Here is a 23,728-nt window from a genome sequence, read left to right on the forward strand (position 1 = left end):
GCTTGTCCTGCAGGCTGGCGATGTCGGCCAGGTCGAAGCGTGCCAGCAGCGCATGCACCGACGGCGGCAGGGCGTCCATTGCCTGCTGGAAGTACGCGCCAAAGTTGATCTGACCGGACTTGATGCTTTGATAGAGGCTCGCGCCTTCGCTCACCAGCGAGCCGCTGATCACGACCAACGGAAGAATCACCAGCAGCAGCACCAGCAGCAGCGTGATGAGCGCGGCAAGATTGCGTCGGCCGCCAATGCGCACCACCAGGCGGCGCTGCAACGGAGCGAAAAGAATGGCCAGAATGGTGCCCCAGAACACGGCCCCATAGAAAGGCCACAACAGCCAGCCGAACGCGATGGTGACCACCACGAGCAAAAGCACGAAGGTTCTGTAATGCACGCCTGAAGATTCGCTCATGGTGTGTCCAAGGCACGGCATGCGCCGCGAGAGCCGCATTGTACAAAGCGCCGCCTGGCGCCGCTTGCATCGAGACGAGGCTGATCCACGGCTATGGCGCCTTCGAGCCGGCGCTCGCTGCCTGCAGCAGCGTGGCGCGGGCGGCTTCAAGACCGTCGGACTGCGCATTCAGCGCTTGCAGACGCAGGTTCAGTTCCTGTTGCAACGTCGGTTTTGCCACCTTGGTCTGCCCATCCTCGAAGGTGACGTCCGCACCATTGGCAGCCACGAAGTCCGCAATGCCCAGCGCGTCGCGGGCGACCGAGTCCATCCTGGCCGCGGCTTCCATCATGTCGGCGGCCGGCGCTGTCACGGCCTCGTCGTAGACGCCGTCATACACGGGCGCCAGATCGGCGGGCAATGTCAGGGCCGCGCGCGCCTTGTCGGCCTTGCCTCGCGCCGCCTGGACCTGCGCGGCGCTGTCTGCCAGCGTTTTGCGCGCCGCCTGCAGGCTGGCCTTGCGCTCCACGATCTCGCTCACCGACCGGATCGTCTCCACGGACAGCACTTCGCGCAGCGGCGCGGCCGCCTTGGCCATGGCGTCCTGGAAATCCGTCATCACTTCATAGGCGTCGTCGTAATCCCCGATCGCGTCCTTTTCCTGTTTGCTCAACAGGCCGATTGGCACGAGCGTCACGTTGTTCATGCGGACTTGCAGAACTTGTATGAACGCGGCGCGCTCCTGCGGCTCCTTGTTGACGCAGGCCGCCAGCACCAGCATCGAAACCGCCGCCATGCCTGCCACCCCGGCGCGAACCCAACTCATGCGCATCCTTTTGCACTCCGATTCTGCAGATTACGGAAAGATTATCCGGTAGCCCCGACCTTGGGTCCGCATGGGGCGAAATTTGTTGCCATCGAAGCGAGTTGACACAGGGAGAGCGGCGCGCATGCTCCCGGCGCCGGGGTCCTCTAAAATCACGGATTCGGCGGCGTCCTGCCGCCCGCAACATATATTGGTTGACTCCATGACTCAGAATGCTTCCCCCCTGCCCTGGGGTTTCACACTCCCGGACTGCCGCGGCGCGAACGCCTTGCTCCACTTCATGAACGACCTGGCGCGGGTGGTCAACCAGTACCTCGGCCACGGCAAGTTGTCGGAAGAAGCGCTGGCGGACGCCCAGAAAGCCGTGGACGCGCTGCTGGAACGCTATGTGGAGATTGAAGCGGCGCCGGAGGCCTTTGACGACGAGCGCATCGAGCTGGCTTTGGAAACGCTGCCGCAGCCAGACGGCACGACCAGCGCCCAGGTGGCGCTGCGCATGTCGCCCCGTCTGGAAGGCCTGATAATCGAGGCCCAACGCCAGGCCCGTCCCGCGTCGCACTGAAGCGTATTTGCTCGGCCGGATGCCTAGCCGGCCGAAAATGCTTGCATAATCGCGCAATTACCACTATTATCATCGGTTGGATCTGCGCAGTCGTACCCCGGTACGCCATGTCCGCCACGAACTGCCCCCAACAAGCTGGCCGCAAAAAGCGGCTGCCGCAACCGGATCCACTACCCGTAAGCTCTGCGTCCTTGCGAAGTACAACGCAAAATACGCAAACCCAGAGCACCATCGGAAACCACACGCCTTCGCCCGTCCGCCAGTCCGGATCGGCCTGAAGCAGATACACCCACATAACACGTTGCTTTTCCGGAAGCAGCGACGCATGCCGCGGTCCAACCACCGCGAGCGTCAGAGCCAACCCACTCTGTGCGCACCCAGGGCTGCATCGGCGCACGCCAACGCGCCGGCAACCATGCCTGTGTATGGCGCGCCTGCGCCTTGCAGCCCGACCGATGCCCGCCAGGACTGGACGAAGGCATCACCACGCCGGCCCGGCGCGCAAAAAACATGAGAATGCGCAAAAGAACGGCGGCAGCAATGCGTTAGTGTCATGTAACGCCTGTCCAATACATCCGGCGGACAAGGCGCGACACGAATGTGCGCACCATGACAAGACGCAGCTTTTCCAATAACTAGAACCTAAAGAGAACACAACATGAATACTCGTTTCACCACCACCGAACTGATCCGCCGCCCGGCCCATACCCAGCTCGACGACATGCCCATCCACATCGGCGACATCGTCTACCTGAAGCCGGCAAACGGCCCCGAGATCCGCGCCACGGTCATCTTCAACGCGCCGATCAACGGCACCACCACCTACACCACTGAAGTCGTGCCGTGCGGAGCGCCCGCCCAAAAGACGCCCGCCCAGCGCATCCGGTTCCGCCACGAACACGTGCATCGCATCGAACCGGTGCGCCGCAACGCTCGCTAAGCTGACCCAACACCGCCGCGCTTACCCCGCGGCGGTTTGCTTTGTGCGTGATAAATTCCCTGCAACTTCAGCCCGCTGATATCACCATGCAGAACAATCGTCTTGCGGTCCGCATCTGGGACCTTCCCACCCGCCTCTTTCACTGGGGGCTTGTCGTCTGCATCGTCGGCGCGTTCGTCAGCGTGAAGCTGGGCGGCCTGTACATGGACTGGCACGTGCGCTTCGGCTGTACGGCGCTGGGCCTCATCATCTTCCGCGTACTGTGGGGCTTTGCCGGACCGCGCTACGCCCGGTTCGCGCATTTCGTTCGCGGCCCCGGCGCGGTGGCGCGCTACCTGAAGGGCGCCGCCGCGCCCGCCGGCCACAATCCGCTGGGCGCCCTGTCGGTCATGGCACTGCTGCTGGTCGTGGGCTTTCAGGCGGTCAGCGGTCTGTTCACCACCGACGACATCATGACGCAGGGCCCGCTGTTCGGACACGTATCCGAAGCCACCGCCAGCGCCATGACGTCCTGGCACAAGCTCAACGAATGGGTCATCATCGGCCTCGTCGCCCTGCACCTGCTGGCCGTCACCTGGTACGTGGTGGTGCGCCGCAAGCGTCTGGTGCGCGCCATCATCACCGGCAACGTCGACGCCAAGGACGTCCCCGCCGGCACGCCGCCCGCTCAAGACGGCCTGGCCATCTGGCTGCGCGCGCTGTTGCTGGGCGCCTGCGTGACCGGGCTGGTGCTGTGGATACGATCGCTCGAAGTCGTGTCCGACATGTCGTTCTCCTGACCCAGCCCAAGCAAACAGCCCATGAAAAAAAAGCCCCTTGACGGGGCTTTTTGCTTGCCAGGACGACGGGCCGGATCTGACAGCGGCCCGCTGCCTTATTTCTTCTTGCGGTACGAATCGTGGCAGGCCTTGCAGCTGGCGCCGACATCACCGAAGGCCGCGCGCAGCTTGTCCAGATCGCCGGCATCGGCGGCTGCCGACAGTTTCACGATGTTGTCCTGGAACGCCTGCTGCTTCTGCTTGAAGCCCGCGGCGTCGCTCCAGATTTCGGGACGGGCGTCACCGCCTTCCGTACCCGGACCGAAACCCGCCCACGGCAATGCCGACAGCGTCTTCAGCACATCGACGTTGGCCTTGATCTGCGCGGCGTCATAGGGCGCCTGGCCCTTGACCACCGGCGCCATGCGGCCGAAGTGCGAGCCGATCAGTGCAAGCGCCGACTGGCGGTACTTGACGGCGTCTTCGGGCTTGGCGAATTGCGCGGAGGCGGACGTTGCCAGCAGCGGACCCACCGTCATACAGGCCAGCGCAGCGAGCGTGGACAACTTCTTCATTGATTTCTCCCGTAGGTACAACGTGAAAGCCGCGCGCATGACGCGCGCGGCACGGCGACTATACCGCCCGGGCCAGCTCGGCAGCCAGACCAATGTACGAGCGCGGGGTCATCGCCAGGAGGCGGGCCTTCGGCTCTTCAGGCAGCGCCAGGCCCTGGATGAATTCTCGCAGAGCCTCTTCGGTGATGCCCTTGCCACGCGTCAAGGCCTTGAGCTGCTCGTAGGGCTGCGGCAGGCCATAGCGGCGCATGACGGTCTGCACCGGCTCGGCCAGCACTTCCCAGCAGGCGTCGATATCGGCGTCGATGGCAGCCGTGTTGACTTCGAGCTTGCCCAGGCCGCGCATGCAGGCATCCCACGCCACCAGGCAGTAGCCCAGGCCCACGCCGAGATTGCGCAGGACGGTGGAATCGGTCAGGTCGCGCTGCCAGCGGGAGATCGGCAGCTTGTCGGCCAGATGGCGCAGCACGGCGTTGGCCAGACCCAGGTTGCCTTCGGAGTTTTCGAAGTCGATCGGATTGACCTTGTGCGGCATGGTCGACGAACCGACCTCGCCTTCCTTCAGGCGCTGCTTGAAGTAGCCCAGCGCCACGTAGCCCCAGATGTCGCGATCCAGGTCCAGGATGATGATGTTGGCGCGGGTGATCGCGTCGAACAGCGCGGACATCCAGTCGTGCGGTTCGATCTGGATGGTGTGGCGGTTCTGGGTCAGGCCCAGGCCGGTCAGCACGCGCTTGCTGAACTCGGGCCAGTTGATTTCGGGATAGGCGGACAGGTGGGCGTTGTAGTTGCCCGTTGCGCCGTTCAGCTTGGCCAGGGGCTCGACGGCCACGACGGCGGCGATGGCGCGGTTCAGGCGCGCGGCCACGTTGGCGAATTCCTTGCCCAGCGTGGTCGGGCTGGCCGGCTGGCCGTGGGTGCGCGACAGCAGCGGCTGATCGGCGTTGGCGACGGCCAGGTCGTTCAGCTTGGCGGCGACTTCGCGCAGGCGCGGCACCACGACCTGGTCGCGGGCGCGCGACAGCATCAGCGCGTGCGAGGTGTTGTTGATGTCTTCGGACGTGCAGGCGAAGTGGATGAATTCGGCGGCGCGGGCCAGTTCGGCGTCATCGGCGACCTTTTCCTTCAGCCAGTACTCGACGGCCTTCACGTCGTGGTTGGTGACGCGCTCGATATCCTTGATGCGGCCGGCGTCCGCTTCGGAGAAGTTGGCGACCAACTGGGCCAGGCGCGCGCGGGCGGCCTCGGAGAATGCCGGCAGCTCGGGCAGGCCGGCGTCCGACAAGGCGATCAGCCAGGCGACCTCGACTTCGACGCGGTGCGCCATGAAGCCGGCTTCGGACAGCAGACCGCGCAGCGCGTCGCCCCGGGAAGCGTAGCGGCCATCCAGTGGCGAAAGGGCATTAAGTTGGCTCAGCTGATCGGCGATTTGCATGGTCTGGTAGGGAAAAAGCGACGGATGGGAAAACCCGGCGATTTTATCATCCGGGGCCGCCTGACATTGTGGCAAACTGACGAAGATTCCGCCCTGCGGACAATTCCGGCCGTCATACAGCCTGCTATACTTCGGCCGCTTTCCGACTCCGCTTGTGACTCCATGAAACTGATCGGCTCGCTTACCAGTCCCTACGTGCGCAAAGTGCGTATCGTCATGGCCGAGAAAAAGCTGGACTACCGGCTTGAACTCGAAAACGTCTGGTCCGCCGACACGCAGATCCAAACGTACAACCCGCTGGGCAAGGTCCCCTGCCTGGTGATGGAAGACGGCGGCGCCCTGTTCGATTCGCGCGTCATCGTCGAATACGTGGACACCCTGTCTCCCGTCGCCCGGCTGATTCCTCAGCAAGGACGCGATCGCGCAGCCGTCAAATGCTGGGAAGCCATCGCCGATGGCGTCCTGGACGCCTGCGTGACCATCGTCAAGGAAAACCAGCGCCCCGAGGCCCAGCGCAGCCCCGAATGGATCGAACGCCAATACGGCAAGATCCACGCCAGCCTGGACGCCATGAACAAAAGCCTGGGCGACAACGCCCATTGCATGGGCATCAACTACAGCCTCGCGGACATCGCGGTCGGCTGTGCCCTGGGCTACCTCGACCTGCGCTTTGCCACCCTGGACTGGCGCACCGGCCAGCCCAATCTGGCCCGCCTGTACGACAAGCTGTCCCAGCGCCAGTCGTTCATCGACACGGTGCCCAAGACGGCCTGACGGTCGGCCAGAAATGTCCGCAAAAACGCCCGGTTCGACCGGGCGTTTTTTCATCCGGCCGCTTTCCGCGGCCGGTTTTCCGTATAAAGATCAAACCGTCCAGGTCTGCCACGCCTTGAACAGCATGTAAGCCGCGAGTGCGAACAGCAGCGCGGCGAACACGCGCTTGAGCGTCTGTACCGGCAAGCGATGGGCCATGCGCGCACCCAGCGGCGCCGTCAGCACGCTGGTGCAGACCAGCGCCAGCAGTGCCGGCCAGTAAATGAAGCCGAGCATCCCCGGATACGTCTGGGCTTCGTTCAGGCCCGAAACGATATAACCGACGCTGTTGGCCAGCGCGATGGGAAAACCCAGCGCCGCCGAGGTCGACACCGCATTGTGCAGGGCCACGTTGCACCAGACCATGAACGGCACGGACAGAAAGCCGCCCCCGGCGCCGACCAGGCCCGACAGGAAGCCGATGCCCGCCCCCGCCGCGCTGGTGCCGACCACGCCCGGCATCTGGCGCGTGGGCTTGGGCTTCTTGTTGCGCAGCATGCTCCAGCCGGAGTAGCCGACGAACAACGCGAAGAACAGCGACAGCCACAGCGTGCTCAGCGCGGCGAACACCGCGCCGCCCGACAGCAGCCCGCCGATGATGATGCCCGGCGCCATCGCCGCGACGATGCGCCACTTGATGGTGCCCCGCTGCTGGTGGGCGCGCACGCTGGAAACGGAGGTAAAGAGGATCGACGTCATGGACGTGGCGATCGCCGCATGCACCACCAGGTCGGCCGGCATGCCCTGCCAGGTGAACAGCATCGTCAAGAACGGAACCAGCAGCATGCCGCCGCCAATGCCCAACAGGCCCGCGGCAAAGCCGACCACTCCGCCCAACACCAGCAGGCAGATCACCATCGTCACATCCACAACCGTCTCCTCAGTTTTATTGTCATGAACAAGGCCCCGCGGGCATGGCTCCGGGGGGCCTTGGTTACGTGCAGCGGGGCATTCTTAAATAATGATCCCGCCACCCAGGCAAACCTCGCCATCGTATAGCACTGCCGACTGCCCGGGCGTCACCGCCCATTGCGGCTCGGTGAAATCCAGCGAAAACGTCTCGAGCGCCGCATCGCCCAGGCGGCACGCCGCGTCGGCCTGCCGATAGCGGGTCTTGGCGCCGTAGGCGCCCGCTGCCGGCGGGTGGCCGGCCACCCAGCTCGCGTCCTGCGCCTTCAGCTCGGCAGACAGCAGCCAAGGATGGTCATGCCCCTGCACGACGTACAGCACGTTGCGTTCCAGATCCTTGCGCGCCACATACCAGGCCTCGGCCGTGCCGTCGTCCCGCTGGCGGCCCTTGACGCCGCCCACGCCCAGCCCCTTGCGCTGGCCCAGCGTGTAGAACGACAGGCCTTCGTGGCGGCCGACCTTCTGCCCTTCGGGCGTCAGGATGGGCCCGGGCTCGGTGGGCAGGTAACGGTTCAGGAATTCCCGGAACGGCCGCTCGCCGATGAAGCAGATTCCGGTGGAATCCTTCTTGGCGGCGTTGTGCAGGCCGATCTCGTGCGCGATGCGCCGCACTTCGGTCTTGTGGATCTCGCCCAGCGGAAACAGCGTGCGCGACAACTGCGCCTGGTTCAGGCGATGCAGGAAGTAGCTCTGGTCCTTGGATGCGTCCAGCGCTTTGAGCAACTGGAACTGCGAGCCGCCGCCCTCGGCGGGCACTTCACGCACGCGGGCGTAATGGCCGGTCGCGATGTGTTCCGCGCCCAGCGCCATGGCGTGGTCCAGGAACGCCTTGAACTTGATCTCGGCATTGCACAGAACGTCGGGGTTGGGCGTACGGCCAGCCGAGTATTCGCGCAGGAAATCCGCGAACACGCGGTCCTTGTATTCGGCGGCGAAGTTGACGTATTCGAACTCGACGCCGACCAGGTCGGCGACGCTCGCGGCGTCCAGGAGATCCTGGCGGGTGGAGCAGTATTCGGAATCGTCGTCGTCTTCCCAGTTCTTCATGAACAGGCCGACGACCTCGTAGCCTTGCTGTTTGAGCAGCCAGGCGGTGACCGAAGAATCGACCCCGCCGGACATGCCGACGACAACGCGACCTTTCTTGGTGGATGTTTGACTCATGATGCGGCTATTTTAGATCGGACAAGGCGTCTTCCCGCGGCTGCGGTTCGGCGGCGCGCGACACTTCCATCAGCCAGGCGCGGAAGGCCTGCAGGGTGGGCAGATTGGCTTTCTGCTCGGGGTAGCACAGGTAATACCCCATCCGCGCACGGATCGGCAGTTGCATCGCGATGGCCAGCTTGCCGTCACGCAGCTCGTCCTCGATCAGGCAGCGCGGGATCAGCGCCACGCCGAAACCCGCCGCCGCAGCCTGCGAGAGCAGTGCGTATTGATCGAACCGGGCGCCTTCCAGGCTGCGCCGCGTGTCGCAGCCGGCCTGCTCGAACCAGTCGCGCCAGCCCTCCAGGGCAGACGTATGGTGCAGCAGCGGATACGCCAGCAGGTCTTCGGGCGACTGGCACCCGCCCGCGATCAGGCGGGGACTACAGACCGGCAGGATCTCACGGCCCACGATGTAGTCCGCGCCGCTGCCGGGCCACAGCCCCTCGCCGAAGCGCACGGCGGCGTCCAATTCGGGCGTGGAGAAGTCGTAGCCCTGGCGATGCGGCAGGAATTCCACGTGGATGTCGGGCCGCAGGCGCATGAAGGCCGTCAGCCGCGGAATCAGCCACCGCGCGCCAAACGTCGGCATACAGGTCAGGTTGAGCGTGCCGCCGCGCCCCTGGTGCGCGATCAGTTCTACAGTGGCCGCTTCGATCTGGCCGAGACCAGCTTGGATCTTGGCCAGATAGCTGCGGCCTGCTTCGGTCAGAACCAGGCCTTGCCTGATTCGTAGGAATAGTTCAACGCCGACGAACTCTTCCAGATGTTTCACCTGTTTACTCACGGCCCCCTGCGTCACGCACAATTCCTGCGCGGCACGCGTGAAACTGCTGTGCCGGGCGGCAACTTCGAACGCCTGGAGATCCGTTAAAGAGGGACAGAAACGCCTCATCTGCAGCCCCCACCGAATGTGGGGCTCCCTTGCCCTGCGGGCATGATGACGGCAAAGGCCGAGGCGACGAATGTTACAAAAGAGTAACGCTGGCGAGGGCCTGCCGAAAAGAGGTATGAAAAAAAGTCATAGCTTACGGAGAATCTTTCGTTTGCGCAAACCTGGCCGCCAGGAAAGAATCGTCGGGTTTGCGTCTGCCTTTGCGCATCCGCTGTTCATTCATTAGTAGGGGAATTCATGCAACGCCGTAATGTAGTCCTGGGCCTGTGTGTCGCCGCCGCGACCCTGGCCACGCCGCTGACCTCGGGTATCGCGCACGCTGAAGATGCGTATCCCAGCAAGCCCATCCGCCTGATCGTTCCCTTCCCGCCCGGCGGCACCACCGACATCGTCGGCCGCCTGTTCGCCGACAAGCTGGGCAAGGAACTGGGCCAGACCGTCGTCGTGGAAAACCGCGGCGGCGCCGGCGGCTCGATCGGCAGCGCCTTCGTCGCCAGCAGCGCGCCGGACGGCTACGTCCTGGGCATCGCCACCGTCAGCACGCACGGCATCAACCCGGCCATCTACCCGAACCTGCCGTTCGATGGCGAGAAGGACTTCACGCCCGTCTCGAACCTGGCTGCCGTGCCGAACATCATGACCATCAACCCGAAGGTCCAGGCCAAGACCATCGCCGAGTTCATCACGCTGGCCAAGAGCCAGCCCGGCAAGCTGACGTACGCGTCGGCCGGCAACGGTTCTGTCTCGCACATGATGGGCGAACTGTTCAAGATGGCCTCGGGCACCGACCTGATGCACGTGCCGTACCGTGGCGTGGGCCCCGCGCTGAACGACGCGCTGGCCGGCCAGGTCGACGTCATGTATGACAACCTGCCCTCCACGCTGCCGCACGTCCAGTCCGGCCGCCTGATCGCCATGGCCGTCGCCTCGCCGCAGCGCGTCGCCTCGCTGCCCAACGTGCCCACGTTCGCCGAAGCCGGTCTGCCGGCCGTGAACGACGCGTCGTGGTTCGGTCTGGTTGCCCCGGCCAAGCTGCCGGCCCCCGTGCTGGCCAAGCTGAACGCCGCCGTCCAGAAGGTCAGCGCCGAAGAAGACGTCAAGAGCCGCCTTGCAGCCCTCGGCGCCTCGCCGGCTGCCAACACCTCGGCCGAATTCGGCGCGCAGATCTCGGCTGAAATCGCCAAGAACAAGCGCATCGCCAAAGAAGCCAACGTGAAGATCGACTAACCGGTCTTCGGTCCTCGCGTGCCCGTGGCGCGCGAGGACCTCCGATTCACGAACGCAGTACCCCCTTATGCGACTTACCCAGCCCCTGTCCTACCGCTTCGACCTCCCGCAGCACTATCCCGATTCGGAAATCTCGGTCCCTCTTGTGCTGGATTCCCCGCACAGCGGCACGACCTACCCCCCCGATTTCGCCGCCGCGGTGGACTTTGGCGCCTTGCGCACGGCCGAGGACACCTGGGTTGACGATCTGTGGGGCGACGCCATCGAGATGGGCGTGCCGATGATCGCCGCGGCGTTTCCGCGCGCCTATATCGACGCCAACCGCGCCGCCGACGAGATCGACGAATTGCTGCTGGACGCGGCATGGCCCGACGCCATCAACGCCTCGCCCAAGGTCAAGCTGGGCAAGGGTCTGATCTGGCGCATGCTCGATGACGGCACCCCGCTGTACAACCGCAAGCTCACGGTGGACGAAGTGCGCCATCGCATCGATGCCTGCTGGAAGCCCTATCACGCCGCGCTCGGCCAGGTGCTGGACAACGCCCACCGCAAGTTCGGCAAGGTCTGGCACATCAACTGCCACTCGATGCCCAGCGTGGCCGGCGCCTTCGCCACCGATCGCCCGGGCCTGGTCCATCCCGACTTCGTGCTGGGTGACCGCGACGGCAGCACCAGCGATCCGGCCTTCCGCGAATTCATCGCCGCCTGGCTGCGCGAGCGCGGCTACAACGTCACCGTGAACGATCCCTACAAGGGCGTCGAATTGGTGCGCGCGTTCGGCCGCCCGCAAGAAGGCCGCCACAGCCTGCAGATCGAGATCAACCGCAAGCTCTACATGGACGAAGTGTCGCTTCGTCCGACCGACAACTACGGCCGCCTGAAGGCCGATCTGCGCGACCTCACCGCCGCGCTGATCACCTGGACCCGCGCGCAGACGGCATAAGCAACGCCGTCCGTCCACGCGCCGGGTTGCAAGACCCCTGCCCCATGGTTCGCCATGGGGTTTTTTTTGGGCCGCGCGCAAGCGGCCAAAACGGGGGAGGCGGGAGAGCGCACATTCCGTGTATAACTACGGCGAACCTTCTGAGGAGAGGCGTCGATGCACATCGGGATACCTAAGGAAACCCGAGACGGGGAAACCCGTGTCGCAGCAACACCGGAGACCGTCAAGAAGTACGTGGGCGGCAAGCACACCGTCGTTGTGGAAAGTGGAGCCGGCGCTGCCGCCCGCTATCTCGATGATGCCTATGTCGCAGCGGGCGCCACGCTCGGTTCAGCCCAGGATGCCCTGGGCGCCGAACTGGTCATGAAGGTTCGCGCACCCGCCGCTGAAGAATTGCCCCGCATGAAGCCCGGCGCGGTGGTGGTTGGCATGCTCGATCCCTTCGACGCCGAAGGTCTGGCGCAGATGGCCGCCGCCGGCCTGACCGGCTTCGCGCTGGAAGCCGCGCCGCGCATCACGCGCGCGCAAAGCCTGGACGTGCTGTCGTCGCAAGCCAACCTGGCCGGCTACAAGGCCGTGCTGCTTGCGGCCCATCACTACGGCCGGCTGATTCCCATGATGATGACCGCCGCCGGCACCTTGAAAGCCGCGCGCGCGGTCGTCCTGGGCACCGGCGTGGCGGGCCTGCAAGCGATCGCCACCGCCAAGCGGCTGGGCGCGGTGGTCGAAGCCTCCGACGTGCGGCCCGCCGCCCGCGAACAGGTGGAATCGCTAGGCGCCAAGTTCATCGACGTGCCGTTCGAAACCGACGAAGAGCGCGAGATCGCGCAAGGCACGGGCGGCTACGCGCGGCCCATGCCGCCCGCGTGGATGGCGCGCCAGGCCGCGCTGGTGTCCGAACGCTGCAAGCAGGCCGATATCGTCATCACCACCGCGCTGATCCCAGGACGCCCCGCCCCCACGCTGGTTTCGGCGGACACGGTCGCGGCCATGAAGCCGGGCTCCGTGCTGGTCGATCTTGCCGTCGAACGCGGCGGCAACTGCCCGCTCTCGGAAAAAGGGCAGATCGTCGAAAAGCACGGCGTGACGATCATCGGGCTGACCAATCTGCCTGGCCTGGTCGCCACCGACGCCTCGGCGCTCTACGCGCGCAACATCCTGGATTTCCTGAAGCTCATCATCAATGCGGACGGCGCGCTGGCGATCCAGCGCGACGATGAAATCGTGGCGGCCTGCCTGGTGTGCGAAGGCGGCAATGTGACGCGGAGGACGTGACCATGGAAGCGATCAACCCCACCCTGATGAATCTCATCATCTTCGTGCTGGCCATCTATGTCGGCTACCACGTGGTCTGGAACGTCACGCCCGCGCTGCACACGCCGCTCATGGCAGTCACCAATGCCATTTCCGCGATCATCATCGTCGGCGCGATGCTGGCCGCCGCGCTGACCGAAGGCGGACTGGCGCGCGGCATGGGCGTCTTCGCCGTGGCGCTGGCCGCCGTCAACGTGTTTGGCGGATTTCTCGTGACGCGGCGCATGCTTGAAATGTTCAAGAAGAAGGACCGCAAGCCGGGCAAGGAGGAAGCGAAATGATCTCGCTGAACCTCGTCACCCTGCTTTACCTGATTGCCTCGGTCTGCTTCATCCAGGCGCTCAAGGGCCTGTCCCACCCCACCACCTCGCGCCTGGGCAATGCCTTTGGCATGGCCGGCATGGCGATCGCCGTGGTGACCACCGCGGCGCTCATCATCGGACTGGCGCGCAGCGGCACGGCCACGATCGGGCTGGGCTGGGTCGTGCTGGGGCTGCTGGTCGGCGGTTCCATCGGCACGCTGATGGCCAAGCGTGTCGAGATGACCAAGATGCCCGAGCTGGTCGCCTTCATGCACAGCATGATCGGCCTGGCGGCGGTCGCGATCGCCGTGGCGGTGGTGGCCGAGCCGCACGCCTTCGGCATCGCGCCGCCCGGCATGGCCATCCCGACCGGCAATCGTTTCGAGCTCTTCATCGGCACGTTCGTGGGCGCCATCACGTTCTCGGGCTCCGTCATCGCCTTCGGCAAGCTGTCCGGCAAATACAAGTTCCGGCTGTTCCAGGGCGCGCCGGTGGTGTTCCCCGGCCAGCACATGCTGAATCTGGCGCTGGCGCTGGCGATGCTGGGTTGCGGCCTGTGGTTCATGCTCACGCAGGAATGGACGCCCTTCATCATCATGACGCTCATCGCCTTCGTGCTGGGTGTGCTGATCATCATCCCGATCGGCGGCGCGGACATGCCGGTGGTGGTGTCGATGCTGAACAGCTATTCCGGCTGGGCGGCGGCGGGCATCGGCTTCTCGCTGAACAACCCCATGCTGATCATCGCCGGCTCGCTGGTGGGCTCATCGGGCGCCATCCTGTCCTACATCATGTGCAAGGCAATGAACCGGTCGTTCTTCAACGTGATCCTGGGCGGCTTTGGCGGGCAAACGGGCGGCGGCGCGGCGGCAGGCGACGCGCAGCAGCGCAGCGTCAAGTCGGGCAGCCCGGACGACGCGGCGTTCCTGATGACCAACGCCGAAAGCGTCACCATCGTGCCGGGCTATGGCCTGGCTGTCGCGCGGGCCCAGCATGCGCTGAAGGAACTGGCCGAAAAGCTGACTGCGCGGGGGGTGACCGTAAAGTACGCGATCCATCCGGTGGCCGGCCGCATGCCCGGCCACATGAACGTGCTGCTGGCCGAGGCCGAAGTGCCCTACGACCAGGTCTTCGAAATGGAAGACATCAATAGCGAGTTCGGCCAGACCGACGTGGTGCTGGTGCTGGGCGCGAACGACGTGGTCAACCCGGCCGCCAAGAACGATCCCAAGTCGCCCATCGCCGGCATGCCCATCCTCGAAGCCTACAAGGCGCGCACGGTCATCGTGAACAAGCGCTCCATGGCCTCGGGCTATGCCGGGCTGGACAACGAACTGTTCTACATGGACCGCACGATGATGGTCTTCGGCGACGCCAAGAAGGTGCTCGAAGACATGGTCAAGGCCGTGGAGTAACCACAACGCCAGGCGCTGCGCGGGCGGCTAGCCCTGCGCAGCGCGGCGCAACTGCTCGTCGACCACTTCGACCCAATGGCGCACCGGCGTATCGGTGCCGCTTTGCAGATGGCCGATGCACCCGATGTTGGCCGACAGGATCACGTCGGGACTGCCCACCGCAATGGCGCCCAGCTTGCGGTCACGCAATTCCAGCGCGATGTCCGGATTCAATACCGAATACGCGCCCGCCGAGCCGCAGCACAGATGCTTATCCGCGAACGGCTGCAGCTCGAAACCCAGGTCGACCAGCAGTTGCTCCGACAACGGCCGCAGTCCCTGCCAGTGCTGCAATGTGCACGGCGGGTGAAACGATGCCCGCGTGCCGGCCGGCAGGCGCGACCGCAGCATGTCGGCGTGCGGCGCGAGGATCTCCGCCACGTCCTTCACCAGCGCCACGATGTCGGCGGCTTTCTGCGCATACGCCGCGTCGTGGCGCAGATGGTGCGCGTATTCCTTGACCATGGCGCCGCAGCCCGAGGCATTCATGACGATGGCCTCGACCTTGCCGTCCTGCACGAGCGGCCACCACGCGTCGACGTTGGCGCGCATCTGCGCCACGGCTTCGTCCTGCGCGTCCAGGTGGAAACTGACCGCGCCGCAGCAGCCGGCGCCCGGCGCGATACGCGCCCCGATGCCCACGGCATCCAACACGCGGATGGTGGCGGCGTCGATGGTGGGCATCATGGCCGGCTGCACGCAGCCCGCCAGCATCAGTACCTGGCGATCGTGTCGCGCCACCTGCGGCAGCGGTCCGGCATCGCGGCGTTCCGGCACCTTGCGCCGCAGGGTCTGGGGCAAGACGCCGCGCAGGCTCTGGCCCAGACGCATGGCCGGCGCGAACATCGGCGACAGCATTGCCTTGCGCAGCAACGTGCGTTTGGTCTTGTCGCTCCACGATCGCTCCACGCGCTCGTCCACGATCTTGCGGCCGATGTCGACAAGATGGCCGTACTCGACGCCGGACGGGCAGGTGGTCTCGCAATTGCGGCAGGTCAGGCAGCGGTCCAGATGCTGCTGCGTGGATTGCGTGGGCTCCTTGCCCTCCAGCACCTGCTTGATGAGATAGATGCGTCCGCGCGGACTGTCCAGTTCGTCGCCCAGAACCTGATAAGTCGGACAGGTGGCCGTGCAGAATCCGCAATGCACGCAGCGGCGCAGAATCGCGTCCGCCTCGTTGCCCAGATCGGTGCCGCTCGCCCAGGAGGCCAGATTGGTTTGCATGATGTCCTACAGCTCCAGGACCAGGCGGCCGGGATTGAAGAGGCCGGCGGGATCAAGTTCCTGCTTCAGCCTGCGGGTGATTGCGCCGACGCCGGGCGCGAGCGGATGGAACACGCCATCGGCGGGCGGCGGGGTATCGGCGGGCCGGAACAAGGTCGCGTGACCGCCATGTTGGGCCGCCCTATCGCGCAGCACGGCGGCATCGTGCGGACCGCACAACCATCGCTGGCCGCCGCCCCACTCCACCAGCGTCGGGCCCAGTTCCAGATCCGCGGTGGTTGGCGGCAGGGCAAGCCGCCACAATGGCCGGTCTGGCGCAAAGAACGGGTGCGTCTGCTCGCGCAACGACCGCCACCATGCGTCGGCCGCATCCGGCTCAAGCACGTCGCCACCGATCAGCGCGCGCGCGCTCGCCAACGCCGGCGGCGCGCCCGAAAGCCGCACCATCGTCATGCCTTCTCCGCCCTCGCCTGTCCAGCTCGATGCCGAGATCGGCAGCGGCTTGCCGCGCCAGAAGGCAAAGTTGGCCAGCGCCTGCGCCTGCGTCGCAGGCAACGCCAGCGTCATCTCTTGCATCGGCTTGGGCACGACCTTGAGCGACACCTCCAGGATGGCGCCGAAGATGCCGTGCGAGCCGGCCAGGAGGCGCGACACGTCATAGCCCGCCACGTTCTTCATGACCTCGCCGCCGAAGGACAGGACGCGCCCGTCCGAATCCAGCAGTTGCGCACCGAGCACAAAATCCTTCAAGGCGCCGGCGCTCATGCGGCGCGGGCCGGACAGGCCGGCCGCGACGCAGCCGCCCACCGTCGCGGTCGGCGCAAAATGCGGCGGTTCGAAAGCCAGCATCTGGCCGTGCTCGGCAAGCGCGGCCTCCAGTTCGGCCAGCGGCGTGCCGGCGCGCACCGTCACCACGAGTTCAGACGGGTGGTAACTGACGATGCCGCGGTACGGCGTCATATCCAGCAAGCAATGGCCATCCTGCGGCCTCACGGGACGGTAGTTACCGTAGAACCGCTTGCTGCCGCCGCCCATCACGAACAGGGGTTTGTGGCCGGCACGGGCCGTCATGACCTGGTCGCACAATTCCGACAGGACAAAATCCATAGGGGATACGTCCTAGAAGCGGGCGAGATCGGGGAAGCGCAGTTCTCCCGCATGGACGTGCATCTTGCCGTATTCGGCGCAGCGGGCCAGCGTGGGGATGACCTTTTCAGGATTCAGCAGGCACGGCGGATCAAAAGCCCGCTTGACTGCCAGGAACGCGTCGAGTTCTTCGCGAGAGAATTGCACGCACATTTGATTTATCTTCTCCATTCCCACACCGTGCTCTCCGGTCACGGTTCCTCCCACTTGCACGCACAGCTCAAGAATGGCCGCACCGAATTTCTCGGCGCGCTCCACCTCGTCCGGCTTATTCGAATCGAACAGGATCAGCGGATGCAGATTGCCGTCGCCGGCATGAAAGACGTTGGCGCATCGCAGGCCGAATTCGTCTTCCATCTGTTCAATGGCGCCCAGTACGCGCGCCAGATGACGGCGCGGAATCGTGCCGTCCATGCAGTAGTAATCGGGCGACACGCGCCCGGCAGCGGGAAACGCATTCTTGCGCCCCGCCCAGAATTTCAAGCGTTCCGCCTCGGATGCCGACACCTGGCAACGCGTGGCGCCGGCTTGCCGGAACACGGCCTCCATGCGCGCGATCTCGTGCGCCACCTCTTCGGGTGTGCCGTCCGATTCGCATAGCAGGATGGCCTGCGCGTCCATGTCGTAGCCCGCGCGGACAAACGGCTCCACCATATGCGTGGCACGCCGGTCCATCATTTCAAGTCCCGCGGGAATCATGCCCGCAGCAATCACTTGGGTGACCGCGTTGCCTGCCGCCTCGACGCTGGAAAAACTGGCCATGACGACCTGCTGGCAGGCCGGCTTCGGGATGAGCTTGACGGTCACTTCGGTGACGACGCCCAGCATGCCCTCGGACCCGACGAACACGGACAACAGGTCCAGTCCGGGCGCGTCCGGCGCGTGCGATCCCAGTTCGACCACGTCGCCGTCAATCGTGACCACGCGCACGCGCAGCACGTTGTGCACGGTCAGACCGTATTTCAGGCAATGTACGCCCCCGGAGTTTTCCGCGACGTTGCCGCCAATGGAGCACGCGATCTGGCTCGATGGGTCCGGCGCGTAGTACAGCCCATACGGCGACACGGCTTCGGAGATAGCAAGATTGCGCACGCCCGGCTCGACGATGGCGGTCGTGCTGGCCAGGTCGATATGCTTGATCCGATTGAATTTGGACAGCCCCAGCAACACGCCCTGGCTGTGCGGCATGGCGCCGCCCGACAATCCCGTTCCGGCGCCGCGCGCAACAATAGGCGCGTTCAGGCGCTTGCAGATGCGCATGATGGCCTGCACCTGCGCTTCCGTTTCAGGCAAGGCAACGACCGCGGGAATCGAGCGGTAAAGGGATAGGCCATCGCATTCGTAAGGACGGGTGTCCTCTTCGCGATAAAGCACACAGTGCGCGGGCAACGCGGCCGACAACGCCTCGATGAGCTGCTGCTGCGAATAAGGCGCCTGCACTTGTGCCAGGCCGGTTTCGACCAGTGAATTCATGAGCGCAACAATAGCGCGTGTGCCCATGTTAATCAGGCCGGGATTTACCCGCACCTGACGCATTTACCGGCATTTGCGGCCAGTTCATACGTAACCGGCCGTAAACCGTGAAGCAGCCTGTCGCGTAAAAGCAGCAGGCGCTGACGGAACGAGGGAGGCGTTGGCGGCCTCCCCCTGCTGATTACCAGGACACGATCTTGCCCGGATTCAGGATGTTGTTCGGGTCAAACGCGTGCTTCAGACTGCGCATCAGATCCAGCGCGTCTTCGCCGTGTTCTTCCGCCATGAACTGCATCTTGTGCAGGCCGACACCATGCTCACCCGTGCAGGTGCCGTCAGCTGCGATGGCGCGGCGCACGAGGTTGTGATTGATGGCTTCGGATTCCTGCCATTCCTGCGCGCTGTCGGCGTCCAGCAGCATCAGCACGTGGAAGTTGCCGTCGCCCACGTGACCGACGATGGTGTACGGGAAGCTTGCGCGGTCCAGTTCCTCGACGGTGTCGCGCACGCAATCGGCCAGGCGCGAGATCGGCACGCAGACGTCGGTCGTGCTGGCGCGGCAGCCGGGACGCAACTGCAGGCCCGCAAAATACGCGTTGTGGCGTGCGGTCCAGAGGCGGCTGCGGTCTTCGGGGCGTTCGGCCCATTCAAAGTCCATGCCGCCGTGCTCGGCCGTGATGGCCTGCACGGTTTCGGCCTGCTCCTGCACGCCGGCGGGACTGCCGTGGAATTCAAATACCAGCAGCGGCGTTTCACGCAGGGTCAGCTTGCTGTGCAGGTTGACGGCACGCACGCTGGCGGCATCCATGAACTCAACGCGCGCGATCGGCACGCCCATCTGGATGATCTCGATCACGCTCTGTACGGCGGCGTCCAGCGTCGGGAAATTGCAGACGGCGGCGGACACGGCTTCGGGCTGCGGATACAAGCGCACGGTCACTTCGGTGATGATGCCGAGCGTGCCCTCGCTGCCCACGAAAATGCGCGTCAGGTCGTAGCCGGCCGACGACTTGCGGGCGCGGCCCGCGGTGCGGATGATGCGGCCGTCCGCGGTGACGACGGTCAGCGACATGACGTTTTCGCGCATCGTGCCGTAGCGCACGGCGTTGGTGCCCGACGCGCGGGTGGCGGCCATGCCGCCCAGGCTGGCGTCGGCGCCCGGGTCGATCGGAAAGAACAGACCGGTGCTGCGGATTTCTTCATTGAGCTGCTTGCGCAGCACGCCGGCCTGCACCGTGGCGGTGAGATCTTCGGCGTTGATGGCGAGGACCTTGTTCATCTGCGAAAGGTCCAGGCTGATGCCGCCCTGGATCGCAAGAATGTGGCCTTCGAGGGACGAGCCGGCGCCGTACGGGATCAAGGGAACGCGATGCTCGTTGCACACCTTGGCGACGAATGCGACATCTTCCGTCGAGTGCGCGAAGACCACGGCGTCGGGCAGCAGGGCCGGGTAAGGCGATTCGTCGCGGCCATGGTGTTCGCGCACGGCGGCCGATTCCGACAGGCGGTCGCCAAAGTGCGCACGCAGGGCATCCAGACAGGCGGCCGGAACCGCGCGGCGCAACGATTCGGCGTGCAAGGGAGCGTTCATGATCTCGTGGTTTCCCGGGTTCGATAATCCGAATATTCTACGCCGCCTCGCGTGCTGCGCCGCACACCGCCCCAGGCTGACGGTGCGCGGCGCGCATCCCCCTCGTTTTTGGGAAATCGCTTGGCGGATTTACTTGCCGGAGGTCAGCGCAACGCGGCGGCGTTCGCGCACGGCCTGCGCCAGGCGCTCCAGCACGGCGACCGACGCATCCCAGTCGATGCAGCCGTCGGTGATGCTCTGGCCGTACACCAGCGGCTGGCCCGGCACCATGTCCTGGCGGCCGCCCAGCAGATGGCTTTCAACCATGACGCCGACCAGACGCGCATCGCCGGCTTCCATCTGGCGCGCCACGTCTTCGACGACGAGCGGCTGGTTCTCGGGCTTCTTGCTGCTGTTGGCGTGGCTGGCGTCAACCATGATGCGCTGCGCGAGACCGGCCTTGGACACGTCCTGGCAAGCGGCGTCCACGCTGGCCGCGTCGTAATTCGGCGTCTTGCCGCCGCGCAGGATGACGTGGCAGTCCTCGTTGCCCGCCGTGGACACGATGGCCGAATGGCCGCCCTTGGTCACCGACAGGAAATGGTGCGGCTGCGAGGCCGCCTTGATCGCATCGACGGCGATCTTCACGTTGCCGTCCGTGCCGTTCTTGAATCCCACCGGACACGACAGGCCCGAGGCCAGCTCGCGGTGCACCTGGCTTTCCGTCGTGCGCGCCCCGATCGCCCCCCAGGAGACCAGATCCGCGATGTACTGCGGCGTAATCATGTCCAGGAACTCGCATCCCGCCGGCAAGCCCATGCTGTTGATATCCAGCAGCAGTTCGCGAGCGACGCGCACGCCCTTGTTGATGTCGAAGCTGCCGTCCAGGTCGGGATCGTTGATCAGGCCCTTCCAGCCCACGGTCGTGCGCGGCTTCTCGAAGTAGACGCGCATCACGATTTCCAGGTCGGCGCTCAGGCGGTCGCGCACGGGCTTCAGACGCTTGGCGTATTCGATGGCGGCGCGCGTGTCGTGGATGGAACACGGACCGATCACGACGATCATGCGATCGTCCATGCCGTGCAGGATGCGGTGCATGCCTTGCCGCGCGGCGAAGACGGTCTCGGACGCCTCCTTGGTGCACGCGAACTCGCGCATCACGTGCGAGGGCGGATTCAGTTCCTTGATTTCTCGAATACGAAGGTCATCGGTGTTGTGCGACACGGTACTGCTCCTGGGTTGCCCGCCACGGCGGCATAAAAAAAGCCGCCAGATTCGCTGGCGGCTTTTTTGGGGGGATTCTGTCCAAACTTCAGATTGAGCGCGTCCCTTCCTCCGCCAGCGGCTTCAGAAAACCAAAAAAATAAAAATAAAAGGCGGGGGACGCGAATTTCATGGGGACCGACTCTAGCACAGTTTATTGAGGGCGTCACGCCGGATTTTTGCCGGATGCCGCCCCCATTTTTGGCATCAGGCCGTGCCGCCGACCGTCAGGCCTTCCATGCGGACCGTCGGCATGCCCACGCCGACGGGCACGCTCTGGCCGTCCTTGCCGCAGGTGCCCACGCCAGAATCCAGTTGCAGGTCGTTGCCGATCATGGTGACGCGGTTCATGGCGTCGGGGCCATTGCCGATGAGCGTGGCGCCCTTGACCGGATACGTGACCTTGCCGTCTTCGATCATGTAGGCCTCGGAGGCCGAGAACACAAACTTGCCGTTGGTGATGTCGACCTGGCCGCCGCCGAAGTTGACGGCATACAGGCCCCGCTTGACCGAAGCCACGATTTCGTCGGCGGGCTTGTCGCCGGCCAGCATGTACGTGTTGGTCATGCGCGGCATGGGCAGGTGCGCGAAGGACTCGCGGCGGCCGTTGCCGGTGGCGGCGGTCTTCATCAGGCGCGCATTCAGCGTGTCCTGCATGTAGCCGCGCAGAATGCCGTCTTCGATCAGGACATTGCGCTGCGTGGCATTGCCTTCGTCGTCGATGTTGAGCGAACCGCGGCGGTCGGGAATCGTGCCGTCGTCGATCACGGTGACGCCCTTGGACGCCACGCGCTCGCCGATGCGGCCGGAGAACACGCTGGATCCCTTGCGGTTGAAGTCGCCTTCCAGGCCATGGCCGACGGCTTCGTGCAGCAGGATGCCGGGCCAGCCCGAGCCCAGGACCACCGTCATTTCGCCGGCCGGTGCGGGACGCGCCTCGAGGTTGACCATGGCTTCGTGCACGGCGCGCTCGACATAGCCCTGCAGCATCTCGTCGGTGAAGTAGGCCAGGCCCAGCCGGCCACCGCCGCCGGCGTGACCCATTTCGCGACGGCCATTGCGTTCGGCAATCACGGTGAGCGACAGGCGCACCAGGGGACGCACGTCTGCGGCCAGGCGGCCGTCGCTGCCCGCGACCAGCACCACATCGTATTCCGCGCCCAGTCCGGCCATGACCTGGATCACGTGGGGATCGCGCGCCCGCGCCATGCGCTCGATGCGCTCGAGCAGCGCGACCTTTTCGGGCGCGCTGAGGCTGGCGACGGGGTCGATGTCCGCATACAGGCTGCGGCCCATCTCGGCTTCGACGTGGGCGGCGACCTTGACCTTGCCGGCGCCGCGGCGCGCGATACCGCGCACGGCGTGCGCCGAGGACAGCAGCGCGTCGGGCGACAGGGAATCAGAATAGGCGAATGCGGTCTTTTCGCCGCTGACGGCCCGCACACCCACGCCCTGGCTGATGGAGAAACTGCCCGTCTTCACAATCCCTTCTTCGAGGCTCCAGCCTTCGCTGCGCGTGTACTGGAAGTACAGGTCGGCGTAATCGACCTTGTGGGTGAAGATTTCACCCAGTGCCCGCGCCATGTCCGCTTCGGTCAGACCCCAGGGGTCGAGTAGAAGGGATTTGGCGGTGGCCAGGGAAGCAATGGCGGGATCGATGATTTTCATAGGCTCAGTTCAGGAACGGCACCGGGGCCGCGCACGCGCGTCATGGCGCTCAAGACCGTATCGTACCGCCGACAAGGACCCGGCGTCGCGCCGGACACCAAAAGTCGCGGTGCGCCGCAGTGGCAAATGCGGCACGCCATGCGGGACAAAATGATCTCGCATTATCTTGCCCATACAGATGGGGGCGGCATACTGGGCATCAAGTTAAGTATCAAGTTAAGCAATTACGCCCGGACCGCTTTGGCTATCAGACGATTTCGATCTTGTCGTACGACCTGACAACAAAATGAAATCCGAGGGACGGAACGTCGTTGTTTCAGGGGTATACCAACGCAGGGGGGTCACAAAGCCATAATGTATAACGCGTGCGTTGGCGACAAATTCAGCCCGCATCGAGCGCTCGGTTATTGACGCGAGGCTCGCCTTGATAGTTCCCGCGCGCCGCCTTGCTGGCTGCTGATTTCGTTAGCCTGCAAGCCATTCTCGGGGTTGTCGGACAATCAATCGTCCTAATGCAAACCCGTTAGCCAAGCAGCCACTTGTTTCAGTTTGTCCCAAATTTAAGATATTGCTTCCTATGTTGTGAAAATTGCGGCGACCTGCAAGCGATAAGCCTTCCGGCCCTTTTGATACAAAGTAATTAGTCTGAGAATGGCGATACCCCGACTTAAATTCTGTATTATGCGAAGCACAACAAATAAACATAACTTCGCCGGCGATTAAAGCAGTTCCATAATCAGGAATAAACCATGGCCCGAGAAACCTACGCAGCTCTGCAAGCAAAGATCGAAAAGGAAATCAACAAGCTCCAAAAGAAGGCCGAAGTCCTCCAGACGAAGC

22 protein-coding genes and 1 pseudogene (1 of these 23 cut by a window edge) are annotated in these 23,728 nt (G+C 64.7%); 10 read left to right on the top strand and 13 right to left on the bottom strand.

From position 1 onward, the window contains the following. Together B3446_RS22180 and B3446_RS22185 are read right to left on the bottom strand one after the other, a co-directional pair. A partial coding sequence (locus B3446_RS22180) for an AI-2E family transporter (protein ID WP_291385054.1) occupies window positions 1-409 on the bottom strand: 409 nt, incomplete at its 3' end. Window positions 410-500: 91 nt separating this feature from the next. Next, window positions 501-1,214 (bottom strand): DUF3053 family protein, encoded by a 714-nt coding sequence (locus B3446_RS22185; protein ID WP_291385056.1) that lies wholly within the window; start codon window positions 1,212-1,214, stop codon window positions 501-503. A 202-nt stretch (window positions 1,215-1,416) separates the two neighbouring features. Between B3446_RS22185 and B3446_RS22190 the strand changes: the two genes are divergently transcribed. The 3 genes from B3446_RS22190 (at window position 1,417) to B3446_RS22200 (ending at window position 3,495) form a co-directional block, all read left to right on the top strand. Then, window positions 1,417-1,776: a hypothetical protein gene (locus tag B3446_RS22190; RefSeq protein WP_191576549.1), complete on the top strand. Its 360-nt coding sequence runs from the start codon at window positions 1,417-1,419 to the stop codon at window positions 1,774-1,776. A gap of 658 nt (window positions 1,777-2,434) precedes the next feature. Continuing rightward, window positions 2,435-2,716 carry a hypothetical protein gene (locus B3446_RS22195; protein ID WP_175124606.1) on the top strand — a complete coding sequence of 94 codons (282 nt, stop codon included), beginning with the start codon at window positions 2,435-2,437 and terminating at the stop codon, window positions 2,714-2,716. Window positions 2,717-2,802: 86 nt separating this feature from the next. Next, entirely contained in the window at window positions 2,803-3,495 is a 693-nt protein-coding gene (locus B3446_RS22200) for a cytochrome b/b6 domain-containing protein (RefSeq protein WP_175138765.1), read from the top strand. A 95-nt stretch (window positions 3,496-3,590) separates the two neighbouring features. Here the strand turns inward: B3446_RS22200 and B3446_RS22205 are convergent, their stop codons facing one another. Both B3446_RS22205 and purB read right to left on the bottom strand, forming a co-directional pair. Then, the gene (locus B3446_RS22205; RefSeq protein WP_175124608.1) at window positions 3,591-4,049 is read right to left on the bottom strand and encodes a c-type cytochrome; all 459 of its coding nucleotides are present in this window, start codon (window positions 4,047-4,049) and stop codon (window positions 3,591-3,593) included. 58 nt (window positions 4,050-4,107) lie between these two features. Beyond that, the gene (gene purB, locus B3446_RS22210; protein ID WP_175124609.1) at window positions 4,108-5,484 is read right to left on the bottom strand and encodes an adenylosuccinate lyase; all 1,377 of its coding nucleotides are present in this window, start codon (window positions 5,482-5,484) and stop codon (window positions 4,108-4,110) included. Window positions 5,485-5,646: 162 nt separating this feature from the next. Here purB and B3446_RS22215 point away from each other — a divergent pair, with 162 nt between their 5' ends. Then, on the top strand, window positions 5,647-6,258 hold the full coding sequence (locus B3446_RS22215) for a glutathione S-transferase (RefSeq protein ID WP_175124610.1): 612 nt from the start codon (window positions 5,647-5,649) through the stop codon (window positions 6,256-6,258). A gap of 90 nt (window positions 6,259-6,348) precedes the next feature. Here B3446_RS22215 and B3446_RS22220 read toward each other — a convergent pair whose 3' ends face one another. The 3 genes from B3446_RS22220 to gcvA form a co-directional block, all read right to left on the bottom strand. Further along, window positions 6,349-7,167 (bottom strand): sulfite exporter TauE/SafE family protein, encoded by an 819-nt coding sequence (locus B3446_RS22220; protein ID WP_191576551.1) that lies wholly within the window; start codon window positions 7,165-7,167, stop codon window positions 6,349-6,351. A gap of 84 nt (window positions 7,168-7,251) precedes the next feature. Then, window positions 7,252-8,370: a tRNA 2-thiouridine(34) synthase MnmA gene (mnmA, locus tag B3446_RS22225; RefSeq protein WP_291385063.1), complete on the bottom strand. Its 1,119-nt coding sequence runs from the start codon at window positions 8,368-8,370 to the stop codon at window positions 7,252-7,254. Window positions 8,371-8,377: 7 nt separating this feature from the next. Next, entirely contained in the window at window positions 8,378-9,304 is a 927-nt protein-coding gene (gene gcvA, locus B3446_RS22230; protein ID WP_175124613.1) for a transcriptional regulator GcvA, read from the bottom strand. Between the two features lie 237 nt (window positions 9,305-9,541). On the opposite strand from gcvA, the gene B3446_RS22235 reads away from it, so the two are divergent. The 5 genes from B3446_RS22235 (at window position 9,542) to B3446_RS22255 (ending at window position 14,505) form a co-directional block, all read left to right on the top strand. Beyond that, a complete protein-coding gene (locus B3446_RS22235; protein ID WP_191576553.1) occupies window positions 9,542-10,531 on the top strand; it encodes a Bug family tripartite tricarboxylate transporter substrate binding protein in 990 nt (329 codons plus the stop codon). A 67-nt stretch (window positions 10,532-10,598) separates the two neighbouring features. Beyond that, window positions 10,599-11,474: an N-formylglutamate amidohydrolase gene (locus B3446_RS22240; protein ID WP_191576554.1), complete on the top strand. Its 876-nt coding sequence runs from the start codon at window positions 10,599-10,601 to the stop codon at window positions 11,472-11,474. A gap of 156 nt (window positions 11,475-11,630) precedes the next feature. Next, the gene (locus tag B3446_RS22245) at window positions 11,631-12,749 is read left to right on the top strand and encodes a Re/Si-specific NAD(P)(+) transhydrogenase subunit alpha (RefSeq protein ID WP_291385066.1); all 1,119 of its coding nucleotides are present in this window, start codon (window positions 11,631-11,633) and stop codon (window positions 12,747-12,749) included. A gap of 2 nt (window positions 12,750-12,751) precedes the next feature. Further along, window positions 12,752-13,069 carry an NAD(P) transhydrogenase subunit alpha gene (locus B3446_RS22250; protein ID WP_006224972.1) on the top strand — a complete coding sequence of 106 codons (318 nt, stop codon included), beginning with the start codon at window positions 12,752-12,754 and terminating at the stop codon, window positions 13,067-13,069. Further along, window positions 13,066-14,505 (top strand): NAD(P)(+) transhydrogenase (Re/Si-specific) subunit beta, encoded by a 1,440-nt coding sequence (locus B3446_RS22255; RefSeq protein WP_291385070.1) that lies wholly within the window; start codon window positions 13,066-13,068, stop codon window positions 14,503-14,505. Before B3446_RS22250 ends, B3446_RS22255 begins: the two co-directional genes overlap by 4 nt. A gap of 27 nt (window positions 14,506-14,532) precedes the next feature. Here B3446_RS22255 and glcF read toward each other — a convergent pair whose 3' ends face one another. The 6 genes from glcF to tldD all read right to left on the bottom strand — a co-directional run bounded on the left by glcF (window position 14,533) and on the right by tldD (window position 22,888). Further along, window positions 14,533-15,768 carry a glycolate oxidase subunit GlcF gene (glcF, locus tag B3446_RS22260; protein WP_291385072.1) on the bottom strand — a complete coding sequence of 412 codons (1,236 nt, stop codon included), beginning with the start codon at window positions 15,766-15,768 and terminating at the stop codon, window positions 14,533-14,535. A 6-nt stretch (window positions 15,769-15,774) separates the two neighbouring features. Further along, on the bottom strand, window positions 15,775-16,875 hold the full coding sequence (gene glcE / locus B3446_RS22265; RefSeq protein WP_291385074.1) for a glycolate oxidase subunit GlcE: 1,101 nt from the start codon (window positions 16,873-16,875) through the stop codon (window positions 15,775-15,777). 12 nt (window positions 16,876-16,887) lie between these two features. After that, on the bottom strand, window positions 16,888-18,387 hold the full coding sequence (locus B3446_RS22270) for an FAD-linked oxidase C-terminal domain-containing protein (RefSeq protein ID WP_175138771.1): 1,500 nt from the start codon (window positions 18,385-18,387) through the stop codon (window positions 16,888-16,890). A gap of 181 nt (window positions 18,388-18,568) precedes the next feature. Then, window positions 18,569-19,978: an FAD-binding oxidoreductase gene (locus B3446_RS22275; RefSeq protein WP_291385077.1), complete on the bottom strand. Its 1,410-nt coding sequence runs from the start codon at window positions 19,976-19,978 to the stop codon at window positions 18,569-18,571. Between the two features lie 129 nt (window positions 19,979-20,107). Further along, entirely contained in the window at window positions 20,108-21,181 is a 1,074-nt protein-coding gene (aroG, locus tag B3446_RS22280; RefSeq protein WP_175124622.1) for a 3-deoxy-7-phosphoheptulonate synthase AroG, read from the bottom strand. A gap of 246 nt (window positions 21,182-21,427) precedes the next feature. Beyond that, on the bottom strand, window positions 21,428-22,888 hold the full coding sequence (gene tldD / locus B3446_RS22285) for a metalloprotease TldD (RefSeq protein WP_175124623.1): 1,461 nt from the start codon (window positions 22,886-22,888) through the stop codon (window positions 21,428-21,430). 749 nt (window positions 22,889-23,637) lie between these two features. On the opposite strand from tldD, the pseudogene B3446_RS22290 reads away from it, so the two are divergent. After that, window positions 23,638-23,728 (top strand): annotated as a pseudogene (locus tag B3446_RS22290) (H-NS histone family protein); its annotated part runs 154 nt beyond the window's last position; the annotation flags it as partial.

Source organism: Achromobacter sp. UBA5777, from assembly GCF_002418565.1.
Classification (GTDB): domain Bacteria; phylum Pseudomonadota; class Gammaproteobacteria; order Burkholderiales; family Burkholderiaceae_B; genus Achromobacter; species Achromobacter animicus.